This window comes from Acinetobacter sp. YH12043, assembly GCF_013419915.1.
Lineage (GTDB): Bacteria > Pseudomonadota > Gammaproteobacteria > Pseudomonadales > Moraxellaceae > Acinetobacter.
On sequence record NZ_VOZD01000010.1, the window covers coordinates 25,341 to 49,706 of the forward strand.

Annotated in this window: 26 protein-coding genes; 10 read left to right on the top strand and 16 right to left on the bottom strand. The window is 44.6% G+C overall.

Annotation, left to right across the window (positions count from 1 at the left end):
* Nucleotides 1-77 precede the first annotated feature (77 nt).
* Both FTU01_RS06515 and FTU01_RS06520 read left to right on the top strand, forming a co-directional pair.
* Nucleotides 78-1,307, top strand: coding sequence for a beta-ketoacyl synthase N-terminal-like domain-containing protein (locus tag FTU01_RS06515; RefSeq protein ID WP_180032228.1), 1,230 nt, complete (start codon nucleotides 78-80; stop codon nucleotides 1,305-1,307).
* A 23-nt stretch (nucleotides 1,308-1,330) separates the two neighbouring features.
* The gene (locus tag FTU01_RS06520) at nucleotides 1,331-1,783 is read left to right on the top strand and encodes a CopD family protein (RefSeq protein WP_004783286.1); all 453 of its coding nucleotides are present in this window, start codon (nucleotides 1,331-1,333) and stop codon (nucleotides 1,781-1,783) included.
* A 54-nt stretch (nucleotides 1,784-1,837) separates the two neighbouring features.
* Here FTU01_RS06520 and FTU01_RS06525 read toward each other — a convergent pair whose 3' ends face one another.
* The 4 genes from FTU01_RS06525 to FTU01_RS06540 all read right to left on the bottom strand — a co-directional run bounded on the left by FTU01_RS06525 (nucleotide 1,838) and on the right by FTU01_RS06540 (nucleotide 6,238).
* Nucleotides 1,838-3,277, bottom strand: a complete 1,440-nt coding sequence (locus tag FTU01_RS06525; RefSeq protein ID WP_180138563.1) for an amino acid permease — start codon at nucleotides 3,275-3,277, stop codon at nucleotides 1,838-1,840.
* A gap of 152 nt (nucleotides 3,278-3,429) precedes the next feature.
* The gene (locus tag FTU01_RS06530; protein WP_034701622.1) at nucleotides 3,430-3,792 is read right to left on the bottom strand and encodes a RidA family protein; all 363 of its coding nucleotides are present in this window, start codon (nucleotides 3,790-3,792) and stop codon (nucleotides 3,430-3,432) included.
* Between the two features lie 38 nt (nucleotides 3,793-3,830).
* Entirely contained in the window at nucleotides 3,831-4,943 is a 1,113-nt protein-coding gene (gene alr, locus FTU01_RS06535) for an alanine racemase (protein WP_180138564.1), read from the bottom strand.
* A 35-nt stretch (nucleotides 4,944-4,978) separates the two neighbouring features.
* Nucleotides 4,979-6,238: a D-amino acid dehydrogenase gene (locus tag FTU01_RS06540; protein WP_034701616.1), complete on the bottom strand. Its 1,260-nt coding sequence runs from the start codon at nucleotides 6,236-6,238 to the stop codon at nucleotides 4,979-4,981.
* Between the two features lie 140 nt (nucleotides 6,239-6,378).
* Here FTU01_RS06540 and FTU01_RS06545 point away from each other — a divergent pair, with 140 nt between their 5' ends.
* Nucleotides 6,379-6,846: an Lrp/AsnC ligand binding domain-containing protein gene (locus FTU01_RS06545; protein WP_004783295.1), complete on the top strand. Its 468-nt coding sequence runs from the start codon at nucleotides 6,379-6,381 to the stop codon at nucleotides 6,844-6,846.
* A 124-nt stretch (nucleotides 6,847-6,970) separates the two neighbouring features.
* Here the strand turns inward: FTU01_RS06545 and lysM are convergent, their stop codons facing one another.
* The 6 genes from lysM to FTU01_RS06575 all read right to left on the bottom strand — a co-directional run bounded on the left by lysM (nucleotide 6,971) and on the right by FTU01_RS06575 (nucleotide 10,767).
* The gene (lysM, locus tag FTU01_RS06550; protein ID WP_004783297.1) at nucleotides 6,971-7,480 is read right to left on the bottom strand and encodes a peptidoglycan-binding protein LysM; all 510 of its coding nucleotides are present in this window, start codon (nucleotides 7,478-7,480) and stop codon (nucleotides 6,971-6,973) included.
* A gap of 182 nt (nucleotides 7,481-7,662) precedes the next feature.
* Entirely contained in the window at nucleotides 7,663-7,899 is a 237-nt protein-coding gene (gene acpP / locus FTU01_RS06555) for an acyl carrier protein (protein WP_004783299.1), read from the bottom strand.
* 86 nt (nucleotides 7,900-7,985) lie between these two features.
* The gene (gene fabG, locus FTU01_RS06560) at nucleotides 7,986-8,720 is read right to left on the bottom strand and encodes a 3-oxoacyl-ACP reductase FabG (RefSeq protein WP_159123542.1); all 735 of its coding nucleotides are present in this window, start codon (nucleotides 8,718-8,720) and stop codon (nucleotides 7,986-7,988) included.
* Nucleotides 8,717-9,703, bottom strand: coding sequence for an ACP S-malonyltransferase (fabD, locus tag FTU01_RS06565; protein ID WP_034701605.1), 987 nt, complete (start codon nucleotides 9,701-9,703; stop codon nucleotides 8,717-8,719). Before fabD ends, fabG begins: the two co-directional genes overlap by 4 nt.
* Nucleotides 9,704-9,949: 246 nt before the next feature.
* The gene (gene rpmF / locus FTU01_RS06570; RefSeq protein WP_004783304.1) at nucleotides 9,950-10,132 is read right to left on the bottom strand and encodes a 50S ribosomal protein L32; all 183 of its coding nucleotides are present in this window, start codon (nucleotides 10,130-10,132) and stop codon (nucleotides 9,950-9,952) included.
* Between the two features lie 77 nt (nucleotides 10,133-10,209).
* Nucleotides 10,210-10,767, bottom strand: a complete 558-nt coding sequence (locus FTU01_RS06575) for a DUF177 domain-containing protein (RefSeq protein ID WP_004783305.1) — start codon at nucleotides 10,765-10,767, stop codon at nucleotides 10,210-10,212.
* A gap of 99 nt (nucleotides 10,768-10,866) precedes the next feature.
* On the opposite strand from FTU01_RS06575, the gene FTU01_RS06580 reads away from it, so the two are divergent.
* The 3 genes from FTU01_RS06580 to FTU01_RS06590 all read left to right on the top strand — a co-directional run bounded on the left by FTU01_RS06580 (nucleotide 10,867) and on the right by FTU01_RS06590 (nucleotide 12,542).
* Entirely contained in the window at nucleotides 10,867-11,529 is a 663-nt protein-coding gene (locus tag FTU01_RS06580; protein WP_125278772.1) for an elongation factor P hydroxylase, read from the top strand.
* Between the two features lie 84 nt (nucleotides 11,530-11,613).
* On the top strand, nucleotides 11,614-12,231 hold the full coding sequence (locus FTU01_RS06585) for an L-threonylcarbamoyladenylate synthase (RefSeq protein ID WP_004783309.1): 618 nt from the start codon (nucleotides 11,614-11,616) through the stop codon (nucleotides 12,229-12,231).
* Nucleotides 12,232-12,269: 38 nt separating this feature from the next.
* The gene (locus tag FTU01_RS06590) at nucleotides 12,270-12,542 is read left to right on the top strand and encodes a hypothetical protein (RefSeq protein ID WP_125278773.1); all 273 of its coding nucleotides are present in this window, start codon (nucleotides 12,270-12,272) and stop codon (nucleotides 12,540-12,542) included.
* Nucleotides 12,543-12,568: 26 nt separating this feature from the next.
* Here the strand turns inward: FTU01_RS06590 and FTU01_RS06595 are convergent, their stop codons facing one another.
* Entirely contained in the window at nucleotides 12,569-13,132 is a 564-nt protein-coding gene (locus FTU01_RS06595; protein ID WP_125278774.1) for a hypothetical protein, read from the bottom strand.
* A gap of 450 nt (nucleotides 13,133-13,582) precedes the next feature.
* On the opposite strand from FTU01_RS06595, the gene FTU01_RS06600 reads away from it, so the two are divergent.
* Genes FTU01_RS06600 through FTU01_RS06615 form a run of 4 tightly spaced genes read left to right on the top strand, consistent with a single transcriptional unit; the run spans nucleotide 13,583 to nucleotide 16,630 of the window.
* The gene (locus FTU01_RS06600) at nucleotides 13,583-14,377 is read left to right on the top strand and encodes a ScpA family protein (protein ID WP_180031794.1); all 795 of its coding nucleotides are present in this window, start codon (nucleotides 13,583-13,585) and stop codon (nucleotides 14,375-14,377) included.
* Nucleotides 14,374-14,964: an SMC-Scp complex subunit ScpB gene (scpB, locus tag FTU01_RS06605; RefSeq protein ID WP_004783317.1), complete on the top strand. Its 591-nt coding sequence runs from the start codon at nucleotides 14,374-14,376 to the stop codon at nucleotides 14,962-14,964. The genes FTU01_RS06600 and scpB overlap by 4 nt, the downstream gene beginning before the upstream one ends.
* A 42-nt stretch (nucleotides 14,965-15,006) precedes the next feature.
* Nucleotides 15,007-16,050, top strand: a complete 1,044-nt coding sequence (gene rluB, locus FTU01_RS06610) for a 23S rRNA pseudouridine(2605) synthase RluB (RefSeq protein ID WP_004783318.1) — start codon at nucleotides 15,007-15,009, stop codon at nucleotides 16,048-16,050.
* 55 nt (nucleotides 16,051-16,105) lie between these two features.
* The gene (locus tag FTU01_RS06615) at nucleotides 16,106-16,630 is read left to right on the top strand and encodes a hypothetical protein (protein ID WP_180052739.1); all 525 of its coding nucleotides are present in this window, start codon (nucleotides 16,106-16,108) and stop codon (nucleotides 16,628-16,630) included.
* 46 nt (nucleotides 16,631-16,676) lie between these two features.
* On the opposite strand, the gene FTU01_RS06620 is transcribed toward FTU01_RS06615, so the two are convergent.
* From FTU01_RS06620 to FTU01_RS06640, 5 genes are read right to left on the bottom strand one after another with little or no spacing between them, the layout of a single operon-like run.
* A complete protein-coding gene (locus FTU01_RS06620; protein WP_180031796.1) occupies nucleotides 16,677-18,404 on the bottom strand; it encodes an ABC transporter ATP-binding protein in 1,728 nt (575 codons plus the stop codon).
* Between the two features lie 10 nt (nucleotides 18,405-18,414).
* Entirely contained in the window at nucleotides 18,415-19,563 is a 1,149-nt protein-coding gene (locus FTU01_RS06625; protein WP_180031798.1) for an ABC transporter permease, read from the bottom strand.
* Between the two features lie 7 nt (nucleotides 19,564-19,570).
* On the bottom strand, nucleotides 19,571-20,509 hold the full coding sequence (locus FTU01_RS06630; RefSeq protein ID WP_004783323.1) for an ABC transporter permease: 939 nt from the start codon (nucleotides 20,507-20,509) through the stop codon (nucleotides 19,571-19,573).
* 17 nt (nucleotides 20,510-20,526) lie between these two features.
* Nucleotides 20,527-22,530: a M3 family metallopeptidase gene (locus FTU01_RS06635; RefSeq protein ID WP_180031800.1), complete on the bottom strand. Its 2,004-nt coding sequence runs from the start codon at nucleotides 22,528-22,530 to the stop codon at nucleotides 20,527-20,529.
* Between the two features lie 19 nt (nucleotides 22,531-22,549).
* Nucleotides 22,550-24,352 carry an ABC transporter substrate-binding protein gene (locus FTU01_RS06640; protein ID WP_180031802.1) on the bottom strand — a complete coding sequence of 601 codons (1,803 nt, stop codon included), beginning with the start codon at nucleotides 24,350-24,352 and terminating at the stop codon, nucleotides 22,550-22,552.
* Between the last annotated feature and the right edge of the window lie 14 nt (nucleotides 24,353-24,366).

Sequence of the window (24,366 nt, forward strand, 5' to 3'; positions counted from 1 at the left end):
GTCAGCGCTATATTTTGCTGTCTTATCAACGCCAAATATCTCCCGCTGCCCCAGAGATAAACTATAAGGATCTGTAGATGAAACGTGTTGTCATCACTGGTATGGGTATTAACTCGTGCATTGGTAATACATTAGAGGATGTGAATCACTCTTTACAAAACGGGATTTCAGGAACACGTTTTAATCCGACTTATGCTGAACTGAATTTCAAGAGTCATGTGAGCGCTGCTGCTGAACAGGATTTTGATGGTATTGACCGTAAGCTGAAACGCTTTATGGGCGTGTGCGCGATGTATGCCTATAATGCTGCTGTGGCTGCTGTTGAGCATGCGGGTTTAAAGCAGGAAGATCTGGCGAATAATCCACGTTATGGTATTGCGGGTGGTTCAGGTGGCAACTCGACAGCTTCTGTAGTAGAAATGACAAAATTGCTGGAAGAAAAAGGCGCACGCAAAGTTGGTCCATTCTTCGTACCACGTAACATGTCGAATACCATTACAGCAAACGTCGGTGTGGCATTCAAATTACAAGGGATTGCCCACTCGATTACCAGCGCCTGCGCAACTTCTGCCGATGCCATTGGTTATGCTTATAACCTGATTCAATTAGGCAAACAGGATCTAATGCTTGCCGGTGGTGGCGAAGAAGATCACTGGTCTCAAAGCCTGCTGTTTGATGCGATGGGTGCACTGTGCTCTAAATACAACGACACACCTGAAACAGCTTCTCGTCCATATTCAGCAGACCGTGACGGTTTCGTGATTGCTGGTGGTGGCGGTTTTGTGGTGCTTGAGTCACTGGAACATGCTCAGGCACGTGGCGCGAATATTCTGGCTGAGGTTGTAGCTTATGCAGCCAACTCTGATGGTGCTGACATGGTTGCTCCATCTGGCGAAGGTGCAACACGTTGTATCCTGATGGCTCTAGAAGAAGCCAAACAGCATGGTATAGATAAAATTGACTATGTGAATACACATGGTACTTCTACTCCAGCGGGTGATGTTACTGAACTTAAAGCCATGGCGCGTGCCTTCGGTGAAGGTCAGGTTCCTCCACTCAGCTCAACTAAATCTATGACAGGTCATAGCCTGGGTGCTGCAGGTGTACAGGAAGCGATCTACTCTATCCTGATGATGCAAAATGACTTTATTGCACCAAACATCAACGTGACTGAACTGGATGAAGGAGCAAAACCATTTGATATCGTACTTGAAAAACGTGACGCAAAATTGAATACTGTGATGAGTAACAGTTTCGGTTTCGGCGGCGTAAATGCTTGTCTCGTTTTCAAAAAATGGGAAGGCTAAGCCGCCCATTTTAGGGTGACTTGATGGATGCTCCTTCTGATGCTTTCTTGTGGGTAAAAGCATTACATATTATTGCTGTGGTTTGCTGGTTTGCTGCATTGTTCTATCTGCCACGGCTTTATGTCTACCATGCCATGAGCGAAGATGTCGTAAGTCATCAACGCTTTGAAATTATGGAACGCAAGCTGTATCGCGGGATTATGTGGCCAGCTATGGTCGCCACGCTGATCACAGCACACTTTCTGGTCGATTGGGGTGATGCAACGCGTCATTACCATGAAGCCTTATGGTTCTATCTGAAAGTCGGCTTGGTTGGCTTGCTAGTCATTTACCATTTGGTATGTGGTTATTATCGTAAGAAACTGATGGAAAATGCCCATTACAAGTCACACAAGTTCTGGCGCTTCTTTAATGAAATGCCAACCTTGATCCTGTTTGCAGTAGTGATTTTAGTGGTGGTAAAACCTACTTTCTAAAATTCCCTAAAATAAAAAATCCCCGATTGATCGGGGATTTTTTATGTCTGCACTTTATTCTCCGGAGAGAAGTTGCTGACATTTACGAAGACGTGGTTTATACAAAGTATGATAGGTAGTAAACAGAATCACCAACCACAGCGGACTAATCATCAGTGCTTTCATGGTATCTGCTTCCAGACTTAAAATAACTAAGGCAAAGAACAAGAAGATTAGCACCAGATAGGACATCCAGATTCCGCCCGGCATTTTGAAGGTCGAAGTGGCATGTTTTTCAGGTTGCTGTTTACGGTAACGGATATAACACACCATAATCAGCCCCCAGATACTGATAAACAGAATCACACAGAGTGAGCTGGCCAGCGTAAAGGCTTCCATCGTGTTCGGCACAAAATACTGGAAAGCTGCACCCGCCATAATAAAGGCACAAGAAAATAACAGACCTTTAGCCGGAACTGCACGACTTGAAAGCTCAGCCAAAGCCTGGGGTGCCTGACCATCACGTGCCAGACCAAACAGCATCCGGCTGGTAGAGAACACGCCACTGTTCATGGAAGACATTACAGAAGACAGCACCACCAGATTCATGATAATGGCTGATACGGGAATACCCGCATGCAAGAAAAGAGTCACAAAAGGACTTTGATCAGCAGGAATTTCTACCCACGGCGTTACAGACATAATCACCAGCAGAGACAACACATAGAACAAGATGATCCGTGTAGGAATCGCATTCACTGCTTTAGGCAAGTTTTTTTCCGGATCCTTGGTTTCAGCCGCCATCGTACCCAGCAGCTCTACCCCTACAAAAGCAAACATCGCAATCTGAAAACCAGCCAGAAAGCCCATTGTGCCCTTAGGGAACATACCATCATAGGCCCAGACATTGGTCAGGCTGGCAGCCGATCCACTTGGTGCCTGGAAGTCGCTGAAGATCATATATCCGCCAATCGCAATCAGGCCCAGAATCGCCAAGATTTTAATCAGGGCGAACCAGAACTCGATTTCACCAAACAGCTTCACGGTCAGCAGGTTAATTCCCAGTACCAGCAATACACAGCCAGCACTGATCATGGCCTGCCCCATGGGTGTAAAGGTCATGTCGGGCGGCAGCCAGAAATTCAGATAATTGATAATTGCCGCTAAGTCAGCAATGCCGACCAGAATCCAGCCTAGCCAGTACGACCAGCCAATATAATAGCCAGCCCCCGGACCAATCAGGTCATGCGCCATATCAATAAAGGATTTATAGTGCAGATTAGATAACAGGATTTCCCCTAATGCACGCATCAGGAAAAAGAACATGGCTCCAATAATCATGTAGATAAACAAGATTGAAGGCCCTGCCAGTGCAATCGTTTTACCAGAACCCATAAACAGGCCTGTACCAATGGCACCACCAATGGCAATTAACTGCAAATGTCGGTTAGAGAGCTTACGTTGTAATTCATGGGGAGATGATGATGCATCATCTTTAGAAGAGGCTGTATTCATATTCGGTTCCTTTTTCACATCAAGCCTTCGCTTATCTGATCGGATTTCTTCCTGAAATCCTGATTACAGATGCAGTTTCATTTAATAAATTAAATGATCAGGCCAGATGTGCTTACAAAATCAAGTTGGGAGATATAAAAATCTGAAACAACTTAAGGGAGCGCTGCAATCACTGCAATTTCAATTAACCAGGCGGGATTCACCAGATCCGCCTGAATGGTTGCGCGTGCTGGTGTACCACATCCCTCGAGCCATTCAATCCAGAGCGCATTGACGGTTTGAAAGTCTTCCAGGTTTTTAACAAAGAGCTGTGCAGATAACAGACGGCTTTTGTCTGTACCTGCCAGTTTAAGGAGTTGATCAATCTTCATGAGCACTTCCCGCGTTTGACCACGAATATCCAGACTGCTGCTGTCTGGCACCTGCCCTGATAAATACACCGTTTTATTGTGAATGGTGACAGCACTCATGACCTGATTGCTGTTCAAACGCTGAATATCTGCATGTTCCGTCATAATTTTATCCTCTCTTATTTCTAATATTTGTTTAATCTTTAGCTTTCAATCTGCACGGGCACACGTTGAGTAATGGCACACATCAGCTCATAGCCAACCGTACCCGAACCCGCGGCCACTTCATCAATCGGCAATACTGTGCCGTGTATGGATTGTCCCCACAGCACAACTTCGCTACCAATCTGCGCATCAGGTACAGAACCTAGATCAACCGCCAGCATATCCATACTGACGCGACCGACCGTTTGGGTTCGAATCCCATCTACCAAAACTGGTGTTCCAGTTTGTGTGATTCGCTGATAACCATCCGCATAACCACAGGCCACAATTCCAATCTGCATATCTTGCTCAACTATAAAAGTAGAGCCATAACCAATGCTGTCTCCTGCCCGAACCTGCTGAATCGCGATCAGTTCGCTACGCAGACTCATGGTCGGCTTTAAGTTCCAGTGATCAATCGTATGGGCGGGATAGTCAGGTGAGCTGCCGTAAAGCATGATGCCGCTACGTACAATGTCTGACTGTATATGCTGATGATGACGCAGAATGGCAGCACTATTACTGAGTGAAGTTTTGCCCGGCAGATTTTGAATGGTTTCGGTAAAGACCAGCTGTTGATGTTCAATACCTTCCTGTCCAAGGCGCATGCCATCCGCATCGGAAAAATGTGTCATATGACTGATGGAGCATACTTGCTTAATATTTTTTAATTCCTGAAAAGCGACACGATACTGCTCAGGTAAAAAACCCAGTCGGTTCATTCCGCTATTCATTTTTAAAAAGATATCAAACTGTACGTCTGGTTGTAAGTCGACAAAGGTTTTTAACCATTCCAGTTGATGCTGGGCATGAATTGCAAAACTTATCCCGTACTTGGCGCAGTCGAATAAATCTTCAAGGCCAAAAATGCCTTCCAGTAACAATAAGGGTTTGTCACAGCCTAAGGCACGCAAACGCTTTCCTTCAGTAAGATCCAGAAAGGCAAAACCATCAGCACTTTTTAATGCGGGATAAACCCGCTCAATACCGTGCCCATAGGCATCAGCTTTAACCACTGCAAAGACCTGGCTTTGAGGTGCGCAGGAACGTGCAACTTGCAGGTTATGTTGCAATGCCTGTTGATGAATCACCGCGTGTATTGGACGTGGCATAAATTTCTTCCCTGAAACTGATAATCCTTAAAAGCTTAAGCAACCTGCTGATAACGATTCAGCGACAAGCCTTCAGTACTAATCTCAGGTGCTTGACCCAGCACCAGATCACTGATCAGCTTTCCTGAACCACAGGCCATGGTCCAACCTAGGGTACCGTGTCCAGTATTTAGGAACAGGTTATTAAAGCGTGTTGGTCCAATGATTGGCGTACTATCCGGGGTCATTGGACGTAAGCCGGTCCAGAAACTGGCCTGCGCCATATCGCCGCCCGGGAACAGGTCACGAGTGACCATTTCCAAGGTTGCGCGACGATCTTCATTCAGACCCAAATTAAAGCCTGTCAGCTCTGCCATACCACCGACACGGATGCGCTGATCAAAACGAGTCAATGCAATCTTGTAAGTTTCATCCAGCACAGTCGATTGCGGTGCATGAGTCTGATCCACAATTGGAATGGTCAATGAATAACCTTTAACCGGATACACCGGCAGATCCAGGTGTAACGGCTTCAGGAAATCACGGGAATAGCTACCGAAAGCCAGCACATATTTATCTGCGGTCAATACCTGACCGTTGACCAGCACACCTTTAATCTGGTCACCTTCAAACAGCAGTTTTTCAACATGCTGGTTAAACTTGAACTGTACGCCCATGCCTTTGGCATAATTGGCCAGCGCATTGGTGAACAGGTAGCAATCACCAGTTTCATCATTTGGCAGATGCAAACCACCTACCAGTTTATCTTTAGCTTCTGCCAGTGCCGGTTCAACTTTGGCTAGCTGTTCACGATCCAGCAATTCAAAATCCACGCCGGTTTCTTTCAGCACTTCGATATCACGTTGCACTGCATCGAGCTGTGCTTCCTTACGAAAAATCTGCAAGGTTCCTTTAGAACGGTTTTCATAAGAAATGCCGATATCACGACGTAGATTACGTAAACAGTCACGGCTATATTCAGCGACCCGCACCATACGTTCTTTATTCACTGCATAATGCTGGGCATTACAGTTTTTCAGCATCTGAGCCATCCACTGTAACTGCCACAGACTACCATCGACATTAATCGCCAATGGTGCATGATGCTGGAACATCCATTTCACTGCTTTAAATGGAATGCCAGGTGCTGCCCACGGTGTCGAATAACCAGGAGAAATCTGGCCTGCATTACCAAAACTAGTTTCTTCAGCTGGACCTGCCTGACGGTCAAGGACAGTCACTTCTGCTCCCTGCTGCGCAAGATAGTAGGCACTTGTTACACCAATGACACCACCACCTAATACAATTACGCGCATGACATTACCCTCAATGACGTTTATAGTTTATTTCACCAGTATATTTTTGGATCAATAGTGAATTTCACTGTTTTAAACTGATATATTCAGCAAATTCACTAGATTTTTCGCGTCATTTTTAAAAATTAAGGGAATAATAGATGCGTAAATTAGACCGCATAGACCGCATGATTTTAGATATCCTGCAGCGCGATGGGCGCATTGCAATCAGTGAACTCGCCTCCCGAGTCAACCTCTCCACCACACCCTGTTCCGAGCGAGTGAAGCGGCTAGAACGCGATGGAATCATCATGGGTTACCATGCCCGGCTCAATCCGGAAAAGCTGGAAAAGAACTTACTAGTATTTCTGGAAATCAAACTTTCTGCCAAATCGGGCGATGTATTTGAACAGGTCGCGCGTGACTTAAGTGAAATTCCTGAAGTGCTGGAATGTCATCTGATCTCGGGAGATTTTGATTACCTGGTGAAAGCCCGCCTAAAGGAAATGAGTGCTTACCGGCGTCTGCTTGGGGATTTATTAAAAAAGCTCCCCTCTTCTGCTTCCTCACATAGTTATGTGGTGATGGAAGAAGTAAAGGAAAGTTCATATCTGGATGTAGGAATCTAATTCTGACAAGGGTTCAAGTGGTAGACACAACAAAACCCCATAAGGGGCTTTGTTGTGAACCGTTTATCTGAATCAGATAAGTTTAAAATAAAATTTTATTATTTATATTGATAATTATCTAAGACTAGGCAGGAATACGTAGTACTTGCCCCGGGAAAATATCATCCGCATTTTTCAATAAAGGGCGATTCGCCTCGAAAATCTTGTTGTACTGGTTGGCATCACCATAAAATTCTTTCGAAATTTTAGATAAGGTATCACCCGATTTAACCGTATAGAACTTGCTTTCAGGTTCCGGATTCGCCACAGTCAGCTGGTCATCCACTTTAGCGACATGATCAACATTTCCTACTGCTAAAATAATCTTTTCACGATCCGCCTGACTTTGTACCTGTCCGCGTACGGTTGCCAGATCTGAGGTTGAGTTATAGCTGATCGACAATCCTGTAATTGGCAGTCCTAGGCTTTTAACATGGCCTAATAATTTGTTCGCTATTTCCTGTGCAGAAGGTTCAGCCGATGCTGCTTTAGGTGCAGCGGCAGGTGCCTGTTGAGTTGCTGCCGGTGTTTGTTGTGGCTCCGCAGCTGCAGTGTTCTTTTTACCAATGCCTTTTACAAAATCAAAAAGACCCATAGTGGACTCCATTCTTGTTATTCATCAGATCATTCTTATTTGTACAAGGAAAGCAGCAGATACAAAGTTAGTCATTGGTAAGCAAAAGGTTATCGATTGTAAAATCACCCTATATCTATTCTACAGGCACAAAAAAACCACCTTGCGGTGGTCTTTAGGTTCAGCAAAGCTGAAAATCAGCATTAACCAAGTTTTTTAGTAACATAGTCAATAGCAGATTGAACAGTTGTGATTTCGTTAGAATCTTCATCAGGAATAGTGATGTCGAAGTCATTTTCGAAAGACATAACAAGTTCAACTAGGTCTAGAGAGTCAGCACCTAAGTCATCCATGAAAGATGCTTCGTTTTTAATCTCTTCGACTTTGATACCAAGTTGTTCTGCAACCGCTTGTTTAACGCGTTGTTCGATATCGCTCACAGGAATTCTCCTCATTGCTTGTGGCGTTTTTAATGCCGTTAGTTTAATTGAATCTATAAAATTTGGAAAGTTAATACATGTGCCGTTTAGCTCATGTATAAACCACCATTAACGTGAATGACTGTACCTGTAATGTAACTGGCTTTGTCCGATGCCAGGAAACTTACGGCATTAGCGATATCTTGTGGATCACCTAAACGGTTTAAAGCCACTTGATCACTCATTTTTTTGCGAATTTCTTCACTTAACTGTTCAGTCATTTCAGTCGCGATAAAGCCTGGTGCAACAGCATTAACTGTAATCTGACGACTACCCATTTCTTTAGCCAGACTGCGACCAAATGCCTCAATACCTGCTTTGGCAGCTGAGTAGTTTGCCTGACCTGGGTTAGCAAAATGCGCCACCACAGAACTGATATTAATGATACGGCCGAAACGTGCCTTAGTCATACCTTTCAGCACACGTTTAGATAAACGATAAACGGCTTTCAGATGAATGTTTAAAATATCATCCCAGTCGTCTTCCGACATACGCAATAACAGATTGTCTTTGGTAATACCGGCATTATTCACCAGTACCAGCACAGGACCATAGTTTTGCTCAATATCGCTGACCAGTGCATCAATCGCAGCACCATCACGTACATCTAAAACTTTACCGGCACCATGTTCAGCAAATTGTACGTTAAGTTTCTCTGCACCCGCTTCAGAAGTTGCAGTACCTACGACAAAATAACCGTCTTGAATTAATTGTTGTGCAATTGCAGCACCAATGCCGCGGCTTGCACCTGTCACCAAGGCAACTTTACGTTCCTGTGTCATGCAATTTTCCCTTCTGCCACCAATACGGTGTTAAGCGCATCTTCCAGACGAGATTGAGTATCTAATGGAAGTGCTTTTTCGATATTTGGTAAACGTTTTGCCATATTGGCCAGTACATTACCTGGGCCACATTCTACAATGTACTCAACGCCTTCATCTTGAAGGAATTGTAGTGTTTTAGTCCATTGTACTGACTCATACAGCTGCTCAGTCAAAGCCTGACGAAGCTCACTCACGTCCGCAGCTGCTTTTGCGCCTACATTTTGTAATACAGGTATGCGTGGCATCTCAATGGCAGTTTGTTCCAAAGCTGTTGCGAACTGCTCAGCGGCAGGTTTCATCAGTGAACAATGTGAAGGAACTGAAACTGGCAGTGCAATCGCTTTACCGCCATTTTCTTTCGCCAGTGCCATCACGGCTTCTACACGTTCTTTATTACCGGCAACTACGACTTGCCCCTGAGCATTATAGTTGGCTGCTTCAACTGAACCTTCGCCTGCTGCTGTTGCTTGTGCACAAAGCTCGATCACTTTGGCATCATCCAGACCCAGAATCGCTGCCATTGCACCTACGCCTTGAGGTACAGCAGTTTGCATCAACTTACCACGCAGGTTCACCAGCTTGACTGCATCACCCAGACTTAAAGCACCCGCTGCAACTAACGCGCTGTATTCACCGAGTGAATGGCCCGCCATATATTTTGGTGCTACCCCACCCAGCTCTAACCATACACGCCATAATGCGATGGATGCTGTTAATAGTACCGGTTGAGTAAATTCGGTTTGATCCAGACCTTCACCCGTCTGTGCAATCTGCCACAGATCAAAACCCACCGCTTCAGATGCTTCAGCAAATGTATCGCGGATACCACTAAACTGTTCTGCAAGTTCAGCGAGCATGCCGACTTTTTGTGAACCCTGACCTGGGAACACAAATGCAGTTTTAGTTGCTTGAGCTGCTTGTTCGAGTTGTTTAGCAGACATAAATAAAATCCTTTCATTCAAGAGGTGCGAATCTTTTCTTAGACCTAAAAATTGGCCGATCAGATCACCTTACCCATTGTGGAGCGCAATTTAACACGTAATTTTGGCTTGGGTAATTGCCAAATACAACAAAAACCACGACTTCACATGATGACCGGAAAACCTGGAGATAAAATCAGGCATAAAAAAGGGAGCTTAACGCTCCCATTTTTTTCTACTAAGCTTTAACGCTTAATACATCATCAATTATTCAGCAGATGCTTTAGCGAATAATTGACGACCACGGTAGATACCATCTTTAGATACGTGGTGACGACGATGAGTTTCACCAGTAGTTTGGTCTACAGTTAATGCATTCTCAGTTAAAGCGTCATGTGAACGGCGCATGTCACGGCGAGAGCGACTTTTACGGTTTTGCTGAACGGCCATGATGGCTCCTTACAAATATCGAAAAAATGGATCAGAACAAATTCGATTGTCTTATACGCATGAGTATAACACAAAAATTAGTTAAGTTTACCCTTCAAAGCTGCCAAAACTTCAAACGGATTATCCCGTTTTTCTTCAACAACTTCTTCTGCGGCAGGTTGATGCTTATGCTCACAAACGTCATGCTTAGGAGACAGCGGCATCAACAATAACAATTCATCTTCTATCAGTGCGAGTAAGTCAGCGGTGGCAGGTGCATCATATGAACCCTTCGTCGTTGCTTCACTTTCACCTAAGACGATGAAATCAGCATCCTCATCCAAGCGCTCTATCAGTGACTCATCATCCACAAGAGCTAGATGAAAATCTGAAACGAGTTCGATTTCAACGGTCTCCAGACAACGCTGGCATTCCATTGGAACTTTCGTTTCAACATGACCATCCAACCATGCAATGCGATGATAGGCATCCATTGATAGCTTACAGTCTATGTTAATCAATTGATCATCAATTGATCCAACAGCTTCACGAGCAATACGAACAAAGCGGGATAAAGGCAGTTGACCTGACCATTTAAAGCCCTGTTCAGCCCATTTAAACGGCTCAATCTGTGCCGGAAAGGTATTTGCTGACATAATTAAGGCGGCAATTCTACAAATTCATCAGAACTCTGTCAAAGATTAAGATACAATTTTGTACTTATTTTTAGACAGACCAATTGGGTAATTTCAGTCATGCATCTGTTGCAGCCGCAAACAGAAGTGAATGTTTCATCACTCGTTAGCACACTTTCAACCTCCGATTCTGACAGCTCACTACAGCAAGTGCAACGCTTACCGTGGGCGAATTTATCCTCAGAAGCGGAACAGGTTGATTGGCTCATCTTACACTTTAATCACTGGTTTTCCCACCTAAATGTCACTTTAGTCCGTGGTGAGTTTGAACCGGAGTATTTCCCGGCAACAAAAGATAGCCCTGCCCGGATCCAGTTTGCGCATGGCTTCTTTAATAGTGCCCTGCATGAAATCAGTCACTGGACGATTGCCGGTGATAAGCGCCGTTTGCTGCCAGATCTGGGTTATTGGTATGCGCCAGATGGTCGCACCAAGGAACAGCAAGCATTATTTGAGCAGGTCGAAATCAAGCCACAAGCGATTGAATGGATGTTTTCCAAAGCATTTGGCCGTAAGTTCCGTGTGTCCCTGGACAATTTAACCGGCGATGGTGGCGATGGCTCCAGCTTTAAAGATAATGTTTATGCTCAGGTACAACGCTATTTTAGTGGTGAAGCCAAACTGCCACGTGATGCCAAACGTTTCATTGATTGTATCTGTGTCTGCACCCGTGCGGGCAAAAGTTTACAATCTGATGAATTTCAACGTGAAATGCTTGATTAAATTACACAAATCTACCTGTTTGTCATTGTTACTTTATACAAAGGCATTTCATAATAAGTTTAAGGCAGGTTGGGAGGAATATTTATGCTGCATTTACGTGTACACCCGGATAATCCGCAAGCTCGTCTGATCAGTCAGGCAGTAGAACGTATTCGTGCCGGTGATGTTGTGGTTTATCCGACCGATGCAGCCTATGCGATTGGCTGCCAGATCGGGAATAAACATGCGATGGAGCGAATCGCACAGATTCGTGGTCTAGGACCTAAGCACCAATATGCCATTATCTGCTGTGACTTATCCGATCTTGCGACTTATGCCAAAGTCGACAATGCCGTCTATCGTTTGCTGAAAAATAATACACCTGCTGTGACCACGTTTATTCTTCCGGCAACCAGCGAAGTGCCTAAACGTTTAATGCATCCAAAGAAAAAAACCATTGGTTTGCGTATCCCTACCAATCCTGTGTGTCAGATGCTGCTTCAAGAGCTGGGCGAACCGCTGCTCACTTCAACGCTCATCCTGCCAGACCAGACGGATCCTTTAGATGATCCTTATGACATTGAAATGCAGCTTGGTAAGCGTATTGATGTTTTTATCGACAGTGGACTAGGCACATTAAGTACGACTTCTATTGTGGATTTATCAGGAGATCAGCCTGAAGTGATTCGTCGTGGTGTTGGTGATGTCAGTGCTTTTGAATAAATAAAGCTGCTTCTAATGAAGTCTCAGAAGAAAATAAAATGGATTTGTTTTATATCCTCCTGAACCTGAATGAATTTCCTGCCGATCATCTGATCTATGCTGAATTGCCTTGGACACTGGAATCCAAGGCAATATCTATCGATAAAAATTCCAAGCCAGAATTAAATCTGAATATCAACAATATTGAATACTCATACTTTCTTGAGATCGCGATGGCAAGAAAACTTCTACAAGTTTATTCAACAAGCAATGTTTGTCTGGCAGCTACCTGCCAACGTATCATCGAATATGTATTGCGAGAGCAGAATTAAAATAACCTTATCACGCATGCCAAGATTTAATAGCTCGCTGCACGCTCCTGAGTAGATGTACTGACCGCTGGTGCAACCGAAGGAACCTGATTATTCAAACTTGGCATTGGGGGTAACGGATCACCTTCTTTATAATGTTTTAACTGCAAGAAGTTTGGACATTCCGACAGTTTTTGCTGATGAGTTGCAAGTTCAGCACCAAACCTGTTTTTGACTGAAACATGAAAAGTGATTTGATCCTCTTCAAGCACATTCAATAACGCAGTCCGGGCTGTGGATTCCATAGTCCTAAAAGAATCAATAGAATTACAGCTCATGGTTTTGACCATTGCAGTAACACCGTCGGGTAAATCTTTGCCCGTATAAAGCGTATTACGCATATAGAAACGAATATGAGGATACTGGTCCAGTACGCTAAAATCCAGTTTCATGGCCTGCATCACTGGTTTGGCCTGCTCGACAAAGCTGGAAAAGCCGCCAGACTTCAGATTGGTACGCATTTCATTTTCAAGCTGCATGAGCTGATATTGAGGATAGCCCCAGAATACCCCTAAGCCGATGACGCCGATTAACACAAGTATGATTGGCATTTTTATAATTAACCTGATCTATGATTGTTATTTATCAATATTTTTTTTGGCTATATTAGTTTATTTTTTTGGCGATAGATAACTGTTTTTTCTTATTTTTATCACATATTTCCTGATGAGCTTTCACACATTCACTATTTAATAGGTGCTGAGATTCTTTTAAAAATTTTCTATATGAAGTTACAGTTTCTTATACCACCCAGACTATATTGCATTTAATTTTAGCTAATATGCTGTTTAATATCAGACTTGTGCGTTTTACCCAATTAAAAAAATAGAATTTCTCCTAAAATAAATATGGTTTTTTTGCTTTTGAATGCATATCTATTTTATTTAACGACAATTTTCCAGTACAATGCCAACTACTAAATTATGTGCTTTTTCTCCTGACAAGAGCTCGGGGAATAAGCCATTTCATGCCTTTGAAAATTCGCGTGGCTTATAATTGTAATGACTCAAATGCCCCATAACGCTATGGAATCTGTTCCAAACATCCGGGTTCTGGATGAATGGCAAAATACGATTCCAGAGGATCTGTATATTCCTCCAGCAGCGTTTGAAATTCTGTTAGAACATTTTGAAGGCCCCCTCGACTTTTTAATCTACCTGATCCAGAAAAATGGTTTTGACCTGTTGCAGGTTGATATCGCGCCGATTGCCTCCCAATATCTGTCCTATATGGATGCGATGAAATCCCTGAATATTGAATTGACCGCAGATTATATGGTGATGGCAGCCTTGCTAGCCGATCTCAAATCTCGTTTATTGCTGCCTAAACCGAAAAGCGCGGCTGCGGTTGAACAGGATCCGAAACAGGATCTGATTGAGCGTCTGGAAAATTATTTACGGATCAAACAAGCTGCAGAACGTCTGGGTCAGATGACGATTCTGGAACGTGATACCTTTCAGACCAATGTTCACCTAGGCGAGTTTATCCAGCCCAATGAAGGTCATAGTGCTGATCTGCTGCGCGATGCCTTGCTTTGTGTCTTTAACCGTCCTGAACCGGTCATTCATCAGGTGCAACAGGAGCCTGTTTTACTGGAAGAACGGATTGCCTATATTGAAAGCTGTCTGGAATCTGGTGAAGTCTTGTCTTTTGATAACTTACTCAAGCCAAGTCAGGGACGCATGGGTGTAGTCGTGACCTTTATGGCCGTGTTGGAACTCACCCGCCAGCAAAAAATTCAAATTATTGCCTCAGGTGTTGAGGCACCGCTCGCAATTCAAGGAGCACACGCATGAACACAGACCATAATATCTCCTTGTCTGCGGAAGATAATCTGCATGAAATTCTGATGCAGCTGGAAGCCATTATTTTTGCCAGTGACTCCCCAGTTTCCTTAGCTCGACTGAAAGAAGCATTTCAGGATCGCTATAGCAAGCAGGAGCTGCGCCAGTATTTACAACAGCTTTCCATGCTGATGCATGGCCGTTCTATTGAACTGGTTGAAACTGTGCAAGGTTACCGTTTTCAAGTGCGTGTAAAATATCGTAATATTATTGCACAGACCTGGCCCGAGCGACCGACACGCCTGTCACCTTCATTACTGGAGATGCTTGCGGTGATTGCTTATCATCAGCCAGTGACCCGAGCTGATATTGAACAAATTCGTGGTGTCACGAATAACAGTCAGATTTTGCGTACGCTGTTTGACTGGAACTGGATTAAAGAATCCGGCTTTCGTGAACTCCCTGGAAGACCTGCGTTGTTAGTGACAACGCCACAATTTTTAAATGCGTTTGGCTTAAATTCTTTAGGCCAATTGCCTCCCCTGCAGGATGCCAAGGAAGCTTTTATGGCGCTCGATGCGAATGCACCGAAGTCATAAATAGGTGAACTGTTGAATAATTATTTCTAAGGTTATGCTGTCATGAGTGAAAAGTTGCAAAAGGTGCTTGCACGTGTTGGTTTGGGTTCTCGCCGTTATATGGAAGAAGTCATTGCCGCAGGTCGTGTGAGTGTGAATGGGCAGATTGCCCAAGTGGGTGAACGAATCGAACCAGGTGATGAGCTTCGCATCGATGGTCGTAAAGTGCAGTTCCAGATCGAAGACGAAATCCGTCGTCGTGTCCTGATTTACTATAAGCCAGAAGGCGAAATCTGTTCACGTAATGATCCTGAACAGCGTCCAACAGTATTTGACAACCTGCCATCAATTCAAGGCGATCGCTGGGTAATGGTCGGCCGTCTGGATATTAACTCGACCGGTCTGTTACTGTTCACAAATGACGGTGAACTAGCGAATCGTTTAATGCACCCATCAAATGAAATCGAACGTGAATATGCGGTTCGTGTCATGGGTGAAGTGACTCCACAACTGAAAAACAACATGCTGAAAGGCGTGGTGCTAGATGATGGTCCTGCGAAGTTTGAATCATTCTCTGAACTGGGTGGTGATGGGATCAACCGTTGGTATCAGGTGGTAGTGAAAGAAGGTCGTAACCGTGAGGTTCGTCGTATCTTTGAATCACAAGGCCTGAAAGTCAGCCGTTTATTACGTACCCGTTACGGTACCGTGATTCTGCCACGTGAACTTCGTACAGGTCGCTGGATTGAACTGGATAAACAGGATATCGATAACCTGACCAAATCAGTTGAGCTGAAACCGCGTCAAGGTACCGGCTTATTCGGCATGGCGAAACGTCGTAATGAGCGTATGCAGGAAAAACCAATGGCAGCGCGCCGTGGTGGTTACTTGCGTCAGCAACGCCGTGATACCGATGAGCAGCAGCCGCAATACAACAACCGTGAACGTCGCGATGATCAAGGCTTTGGTCGTCGTGAAAACCAGAATGGCACCCAGTTTGCACGTCGTGACAACCGTGAAGACAACCAGTTTGGCCGCCGCGAAAACCGTGAAGGTAATGCACCACGCGGTTTATATGGTGCGAATAAAGGCTTTAAAAAGTTCTAGGCTTTGAATAAGATAGAGTCACTTCGGTGGCTCTTTTTTTGCAAGAACAATAATAATGACAAACCAATATTATAAACCTATGTCTACTAAGACTAACCGGCTTTACGGCTTCTATATATTGATGCTGATCCATTTTATGCTGGTTCATTACAACATCTGGCAAAGAGCTGATCCAGAGCGCAGCCCTATCCCTTTTAGTGATTTTCATTTTATTCGTGATTTTAGTACGCATCCTTTGCAAGTGCTGGATCTATGGACCTGTATCCTAATCGGTTCCTCCCTCTTATTGGTTCTTGTCATCCATCTTATAAAAACATACCGGGCACTGGTCATTTCTGAGCATAGTATCTACTGGTTTCTCTTTGAGCATCCTTACCGCAAGGTATGTAAATTGAGTGAAGTTCAGCAGCTTGAATATATTGCAATTCCTCCCAATGACCAGCATCAAATGGTATTGCTCCGCTTACATACAGCGGCACAAAACTATGATCTTAATCTCAGTCAATTTAATATGCTAGACCAAAAATTAATATACGAGCAGTTGGCTCAGCGATTTCCTGAAAGTGAATTCCCATCATAAAAAATGCCCAGCAATGTGGACATTTTTTATTTCGTACTTTAGCAAGTTACTGCGGAATACCCTGAGGAATCGCACTTAACAGACGCTTGGTATAGTCGTGTTGCGGAGACTGATACAGATCATCTGAGTTGGCAATTTCCACCAGATCACCATGATTTAGCACCATGATCTGATCAGAAATATATTTCACCACTGACAAATCATGCGAAATAAAGATGTAACTCAGACCAAATTCATCCTGTAAATCCTGCAATAAGTTCAGTACCTGCGCCTGTACGGATACATCCAGTGCGGACACTGATTCATCACAGATCAAAATCTCAGGCTTTAAGGTCAGACAGCGTGCAATTGCAATCCGCTGACGCTGGCCACCTGAAAACTCATGTGGATAGCGATAGAAGGCCTGAGCCGGTAAGCTGACCCTTTCTAATAAATCAAGTGCCATCTGTTTACGTTCTGCATCATCCTTGCCAATATGATGAATCTGCATCGGCTCCATCAGGATTTGTCCCACGGTAAAACGCGGATTCAAAGAAGCATAAGGGTTCTGGAAAATGATCTGGATTTTACGCTGATAGGCCGTAAACTCTTTTTCAGTCATCGACAAGATATCTTTACCCTGAAACAACGCCTTGCCGCCTGTAGCTTGTTGCAGTCGCATCAATAGCAAACCGATTGTAGTTTTGCCAGAACCTGACTCCCCAACCAGCCCTAAGGTTTTGCCTTTAGCCAGCTGAAAAGACACGCCTTTCACAGCCTGAAATTCATCTTTGCCAAATAGGCCTTTACGGCTATAGAAGGATTTTTTCAGATCACGTACATCGAGAATGATCTCTTCATTACCTTTTAAACCACGGGAACGTTCCTGTTGTAGCGGAGCGTTCGCATGCAGGTCATGCGCCAGACTATCCTGTTTCATAAAGTCGCTAATCACCGGCAAACGCAAAGGACGGTGCGACAGCTGTGGACGGCAATGCAACAAGGCTTGGGTATAAATATCCTGAGGATTGTTCAGGACTTCTGTCACCGAACCTTGCTCACGAATCTCGCCATAACGCATTACAATGACCTGATCCGCAATTTCACCAACTACCGCCAGGTCATGACTGATGAATAACATCGACATTTGACGGCGCTGACGCAAGGATTCAAGCAGGTCCAGAATCTGTTTCTGGATAGTCACATCTAATGCCGTCGTTGGTTCATCAGCAATCAAGAGTTTCGGTTCACAGGCAATAGCCATGGCAATCATCACCCGTTGCTGCTGTCCACCAGACAACTGGCTTGGATAAGCATCAATCTTGGTTTCCGGTGAAGGAATACCGACTTCCTGCAAAAGTTCCAGTGTTCTTTGACGGGCCTGCTTTTTATTCATGCCCAAATGCAGGCGTAGAATTTCAGAAATCTGCATGCCTACGGTAAACACCGGATTTAATGAGGACATCGGCTCCTGGAAGATCATGGCAATTTCTTTGCCACAGATCTGACGCATTTCACTCGACTTGAGTTTCAATAAGTCCCGACTTTCAAACAGGATCTGACTGTCTTCAGCGACCTTCGAGTTCTCAGGTGCTAATAGTCCCATCACTGCTAATGAAGTCACAGATTTACCACTTCCGGATTCACCGACTAACGCCACTGTAGTATTGGCCGGAATTTCAAATGAAATTCCTTTGACCGTTTCCACATACTGTTTATTTTCACCTTTAAAACTGACACGTAAGTTATCTACGCGAAGTAACGCGGGTGCTGTGCTTGGATTCATTTCAGACATCGCTGCGCTCCTATTTCAGTTTTGGATCTAATGCATCACGTAATGCATCAGTAAACATTGAGAAAGCTGTCACCAGTACCGCCATCGCCACCGATGCCGCAGTCAACTGCCACCATTTGCCTAAAATCAGCTCGCTTTGCGCTTCATTCAGCATACTACCCCATGACACCACACCAATCGGTACGCCAAAGCCTAAGAAGCTGAGAATGACTTCGGACTTGATAAAGGCCACTGCAAGAATGGACATTTGAACCAAAGCGATATGACTGACATTCGGAAAAATATGCACGAAGATACGGCGCATATTGCTTACCCCAATGGCTTTCGCTGCCAGTACATATTCACGTGCAGTATGCTTCATATATTCCGCACGAACCAGGCGGAATACCCCGGTCCAGCCGGTCAGACCCAAAATCAGGATAATCGATAAGATCCCTTTTTGTTGCAGTACTGCTGCAATCGCTAACACCAGCAACAGATAAGGAATAGAAGTAAAGATATTGTAGAACCAGTTCAGCACATCATCGACCCAACCACCGAAATAGCCAGCAATCGCACCAAGTACTGTACCAATCACCACCGCAACCAGCGCAGCAATCAGGCCAACTAAAATCGAAGTTTCTGCACCTTTAATGGTTTTCAGTAGTACATCCTGACCCCATTTATCTGCGCCAAAGAACAGGCTCTGTTTAAGCTCACTACTCTGATCCAGTAACTGACCCCCTAATTCCTGATCAATGGCTTTCATATCTTCAGCCAGTGGATCGACTACACCATAATAATCAATCACACCTGCGCCCTGTTCAGCAGCAATTTCTGCTTCCAGTTCTGCAATCACATCTTTTAAAGGATCAATTGGATTAACTGGTACTACGGCAGATTCAGTACTTTGATCTTCACCTGCCGCTCCAGGCATAGACGGTGTATAGATAAAGCTTGGGGGTGCATAACTCACCGCTACTTCTTTATTCCAGTCCTTGGCAATCACACCTGTCATGGAAAGCAGCAACATCAGCAGATAAAACAGCACCACAAATAGGGAGAACATCGCAATGCGGTCACGTTTCAGACGACGCAACGCCAGCTGCCATAATCCGGTTGAAGCAGACTCAGGCACTGCTGAAGTATGTTGCTCTTTTTTAAATATCGCACTCAGCATAATTCACCTACTTCAACTGTACACGTGGATCGACCCATTTATAGATCAGATCGGCAATCAGGTTAAATAACATGGTCGCAGCCGCAACATAGACCGTAATCGCTTTAATTACCGGAAAGTCAGAACGTTCAACTGCGATAATCACTTCACGGCCAATGCCTGGAATACCAAAGAAACGTTCAATCAGGAAAGCACCGATCAGTAAAGCCGGAAGTCCCGCCATGACATCGGTAATGATTGGAATTGATGCATTACGCAATACATGCACGCCCAGAATGCGGCTTTCGCCCAGACCTTTGGCGCGTGCGGTACGGACATAGTCCTGATTGACTTCATCCAAGACAAAACTACGGTAGAGACGTAAAGTCGGTGCAATACTCACCACCAGCATGATTAATACTGGCAATAGTGCATATTTGAATAAGTTTTCAGTAAAGTTATCGCTCCAGCCCTGTACCGGGAACCAGCTCAGTTCATAAGCCAAGACGTACTGGAATACGATGATATAGACCAGAATACTGATCGACATACCGATGGTACACAGCATCATGATCATGCGGTCAGTCAGTGAACCGCGCACTGAAGCTACCCCAAGTGCCAAAATGATTGAAACAATCGTTTGCAGAATCGTCAGTGGAATCAGAATGGTCAGTGATGGCCCCAAACGCGTGGTAATAATCTGTGATACCGACTCACCGGTACTCCAGCTCACGCCATAATCAAAGGTCAAAATCTGCTGGATAAAAATCCACAGTTGTACGTAATAAGGCTGATCGACCCCGAGCTGTTGGCGGATATTTTCAATCTGCTCAGCATTGGCCATTTTACCGGCCAGGATATAGGCCGGATCTCCCCCGACCCAGTTAAATAACAGGAATATCAGCAGAATCACCCCCAGCATGGTGGGGATCATTTGCCAAATCCTTCGAATAATATATGCCAGCATCGCTTTCCTTCCTTGACTTAATGTCCTGAAATTTCATTAAAGAAAGCTTTGCTGTCCGGATCACGGCCCAGAAAATCCTTAACCATCTGATCGCCCGGCTTTTGTCCGCCTTGTGCTAGTACAGTCTCGCGATAGTGCATGCCGACTTTTGGATTCATCAGATGGTCACCATAAGCAGACAACATATCGAGTGCCAGCACTTCAGACCACATATAGCTGTAATAACCCGCCTGATAGCCACCCATTAAATGTCCGAACTGACCCGGGAATTGCTGACCTGGAACAGAGCCCAACGCAGTTTTACTTTCCATATCCTGCCAGAGTTTTAATGGATCAATACTTTTCGTATCTTTACCGTGCAGGGCCATGTCGTACTGAGCATATAAAGTCTGACGGGCATAATGCAGGCCGCGGCCATAATTTTTCACGTTCTTTAAGCGTTCGGTCATGGCTTCATCGACACGCGGACAAGCAGGTTCACAGTAATCTGCTACTTTAGATAAAGTCTCGAAACGGCGCGCCCACTCTTCATACATTTGCGAAGGTGCTTCAACAAAGTCACGCTCTACCGATGTGCCTGACTGCTCGGTATAACGGGTTTTCGATAAAATTCCGTGCAGCGCATGACCCATTTCATGTACAAAGGTTTCCAGTTCATTACTGTTCAGACCTTTACGGTTGAAGTTGGTCACCAAAACAGAGACCGGACGGCGATGATTTAAACGGCTGCCACCATAAACGCCCCAGACTGCAGCATGGCCATATTTGCCTTCACGTGGATATTTATCGACATAAAGTCCGCCCATAAACTCACCGGTGGCTTTGTCATGCACGGCATAATATTCAACTTCATCGTGCCAGGCTTTGACTTTTACCGGCTTGAATTCAATCCCATATAAATCGGAAGATATGGCAAATAACCATTTTTGTGCCGCTTCAGTCGGGAAATAATCACGCAGTTTTTCCTGATCCACCTTATATTTGGCCTGACGCAGTTTTTCACTCCAGTAGCCTTGGCTCCAGCGCTCAATCTCTGCTTTTTCCAGCGGAATTTTTAAGGTTTCTGCCTTGAACTGACGTAATTCTTCAACATCCTGCTTTTCTAATGGTGCAACTTTGGCATAAACCTCATCCAGAAAACTATTGACTGCTTCTGGGGTTTTGGCCATACGATCTTTTAAGGCAACATACGCATAGCTGTCTTTATCGAATAGCTGAGCCAGTTCATAACGCAGATCAATGGCCTTTTTCATGTATTCGAGGTTTTTCTCAGTCCCTCGGCGGGTATAGGCAGTCTGATAACGTTTACGTGCTTCATCACTCTCTGCCAGCTCCATAAATGGCTGATATTCCGGATAGTCGAAGCCGAGCAGATAATTGCCCTTTTCATTTTTCTTTAAACCGGCGATATAGCTCTCAGGTAAACCTTTCAGCTCTGCAACAGTGAATTCAACTTTTTCAGGGTTATCACGTACATTCTTGGAATAGTCCTGCCCCAGTTTGGTACTTTCTTCAATAATTTCCTTCAGACGCTTCTGTTTCTCTGCGCTGAGTTGTACCCCGGTTTTTTCAAACTGATTCAGAATATCTTTCAGGAATTTTTCATCGACCGAATCTTTGGCTTTCAGTTTCTTGAATTGGGCATACAGTTTTGGACTCTGATACATGGAAGTCAGGTATTTACTGATTTTCAGTTCACAGTCATCTGCTGCCTGACGCAAGGCCGGATCAGGATCAACATTGCTATATAAACCGATAGGTGAAACAAAATCACCAATCGATGCCTGCAATGTATCCCAAGCTGCCAGATAAGGACGGGCTTCAGCCTTATTTTTGATTTTCTGGCTTTCAAATTTCTGGATATCTTTTTGCATTTTATCCAGATTGGCATCACACAATGCCGGAATTTCTGCAGCCTTGAATAAAGGCAAAAGCTGGGTTTGGGTCTCTGCCATGACGGTTTGAGATCCCCCGATCATCGCCAGACAGAGTGTGGTAAATTTCAAGTGTTTTAATGTCATCATCATCTCCAGCTTTTTCTTACTTTTTAGTATCAATATCGATATACATCCATTCTGTGGACAGAATCGGATGGGACTTGTGTCCAATAACATGAGGTTGCGCTAATGCATTACGGTAGGTGCTATACAGCATCATGGTTGGCATATTGACCTCTAAAATACGGGTCATTTTGCGATAAACCAGATCACGTTCAGGACCCGGTGGCATGCTTTGACTCTGTTCATATAAACGGTCATATTCCGCATGCTTGAAACAGGCATTATTGGTGACATTGACGTTTTTGCCATAGAACAGCTGCATGAAGTTATCTGCATCAGGATAGTCGGCAATCCATGCAGAGCTTTTAAACATGGTTTTACATTGCTTTTCCAGCTTAATGCCTTCAGCAAATGGCATGGCCTTACTGGCCAGTTTGATATGAATATTATCTAGGGTCTTTTTCCAGAATTCGCCCTGTTGCTGACCACGACTGGTATTGGCCGTAATCAGTTCAATCACCAGAGGTTTGCCTTCAGGAGTTCTCCTCCAGCCATCCGCACCGATCTTATAGTTATAGCGATCCAGCAACATGTTGGCTGCCTTGACCGAATATGGCGTACTGGTTTTATAAGCGGGTGAATAGCCTGCAACTCCTGGCGGAATAGGCATGTGCAGTTTTGCACCATCTCCTTTAAGGAGTACGCTAATCATATTTTCAACAGAAAAAGCCATTGCCATCGCACGACGTAAGGCAATTTTTTCTGGCGTAAAGCCACCTACTACCGGATCTTGCATATTCCAATAATGGTAGTTAATCGATGGCTCCAACATGCGTGACAGCTTGATGCCTTGCTTGACCAGCTCAGGTTTTAACTTGTCACCATCCAATGCCTGCACGACCAGATCGCCGTCGATTTCCACCAGATCCAGTTCATTTTTCTTGAATGACAACATCCGTGATTGGGCTTCTTCAATGACACGCACATCAATGGTGCCGATTTGAGGCATTTTTTTGCCCTGCATCGCACTGACAATCGCCTGGTCTTCTGCACTATTGGCTTTATAATTCCAGACAAAACCACGGTAAGCCGGATTTGGCTTTAAGATAATGCGTGATCCCGGTGTCCAGCGACTAAGTACATAAGGCCCTGTACCGACCGGCTTACTCATTACCCAGCCAGCTTTGTCTTTATACTTTTCAATGACTTCGCGTGCAACTGCGGCAGCTGGACCGTGGGCCAGCAACATCGGAAAGTTCTGATCCGGATTATTCAGCTTGAGTACCAGCGTATAGCGGTCTGGAGTCTGAATGCCTTCAAATGGATTTTCATAGACTTTACCATTTTTTTTCGCCATGGCTGTCCATGCTTCCAGCCCTTTGATCCGGCCATCCAGCAACCAGCTATTTGGTGAATTAAGTTTTGGATCTAAGAGACGCTTTAGAGAATAGGCATAGTCATAGGCGGTCAGTTCACGTTTTTTACCGCCAAAGACCGGATCATCTGCAAAGTAAATGCCCTTTTTAACTTTAATGGTATAAGTCAAACCGTCTGCACTGACTTGAGGCATATCTACCGCAGTCAATGGCACCAGTTTCGCTGGTGAGGCCAGATAATCATAGGTATATAAGGTTTCGAAAATTGCCGAGTTAATCTTGGCCGAATAACGGTCATGGATATAACCGGGGTCGAAACCGGTTTCAGCCGCGGGAAAGACTGTTTTTAAGACTTTATTCGGATTGGCGGGATTGGCAGCCCATGTGGGTGCAGCACCTGCCATCATTAAACTGGCCATTAAAACCCCACTGGCCAGCTTTTTTAAAGCGTTTGTATTCACATTCATACTGGTTCTTAATC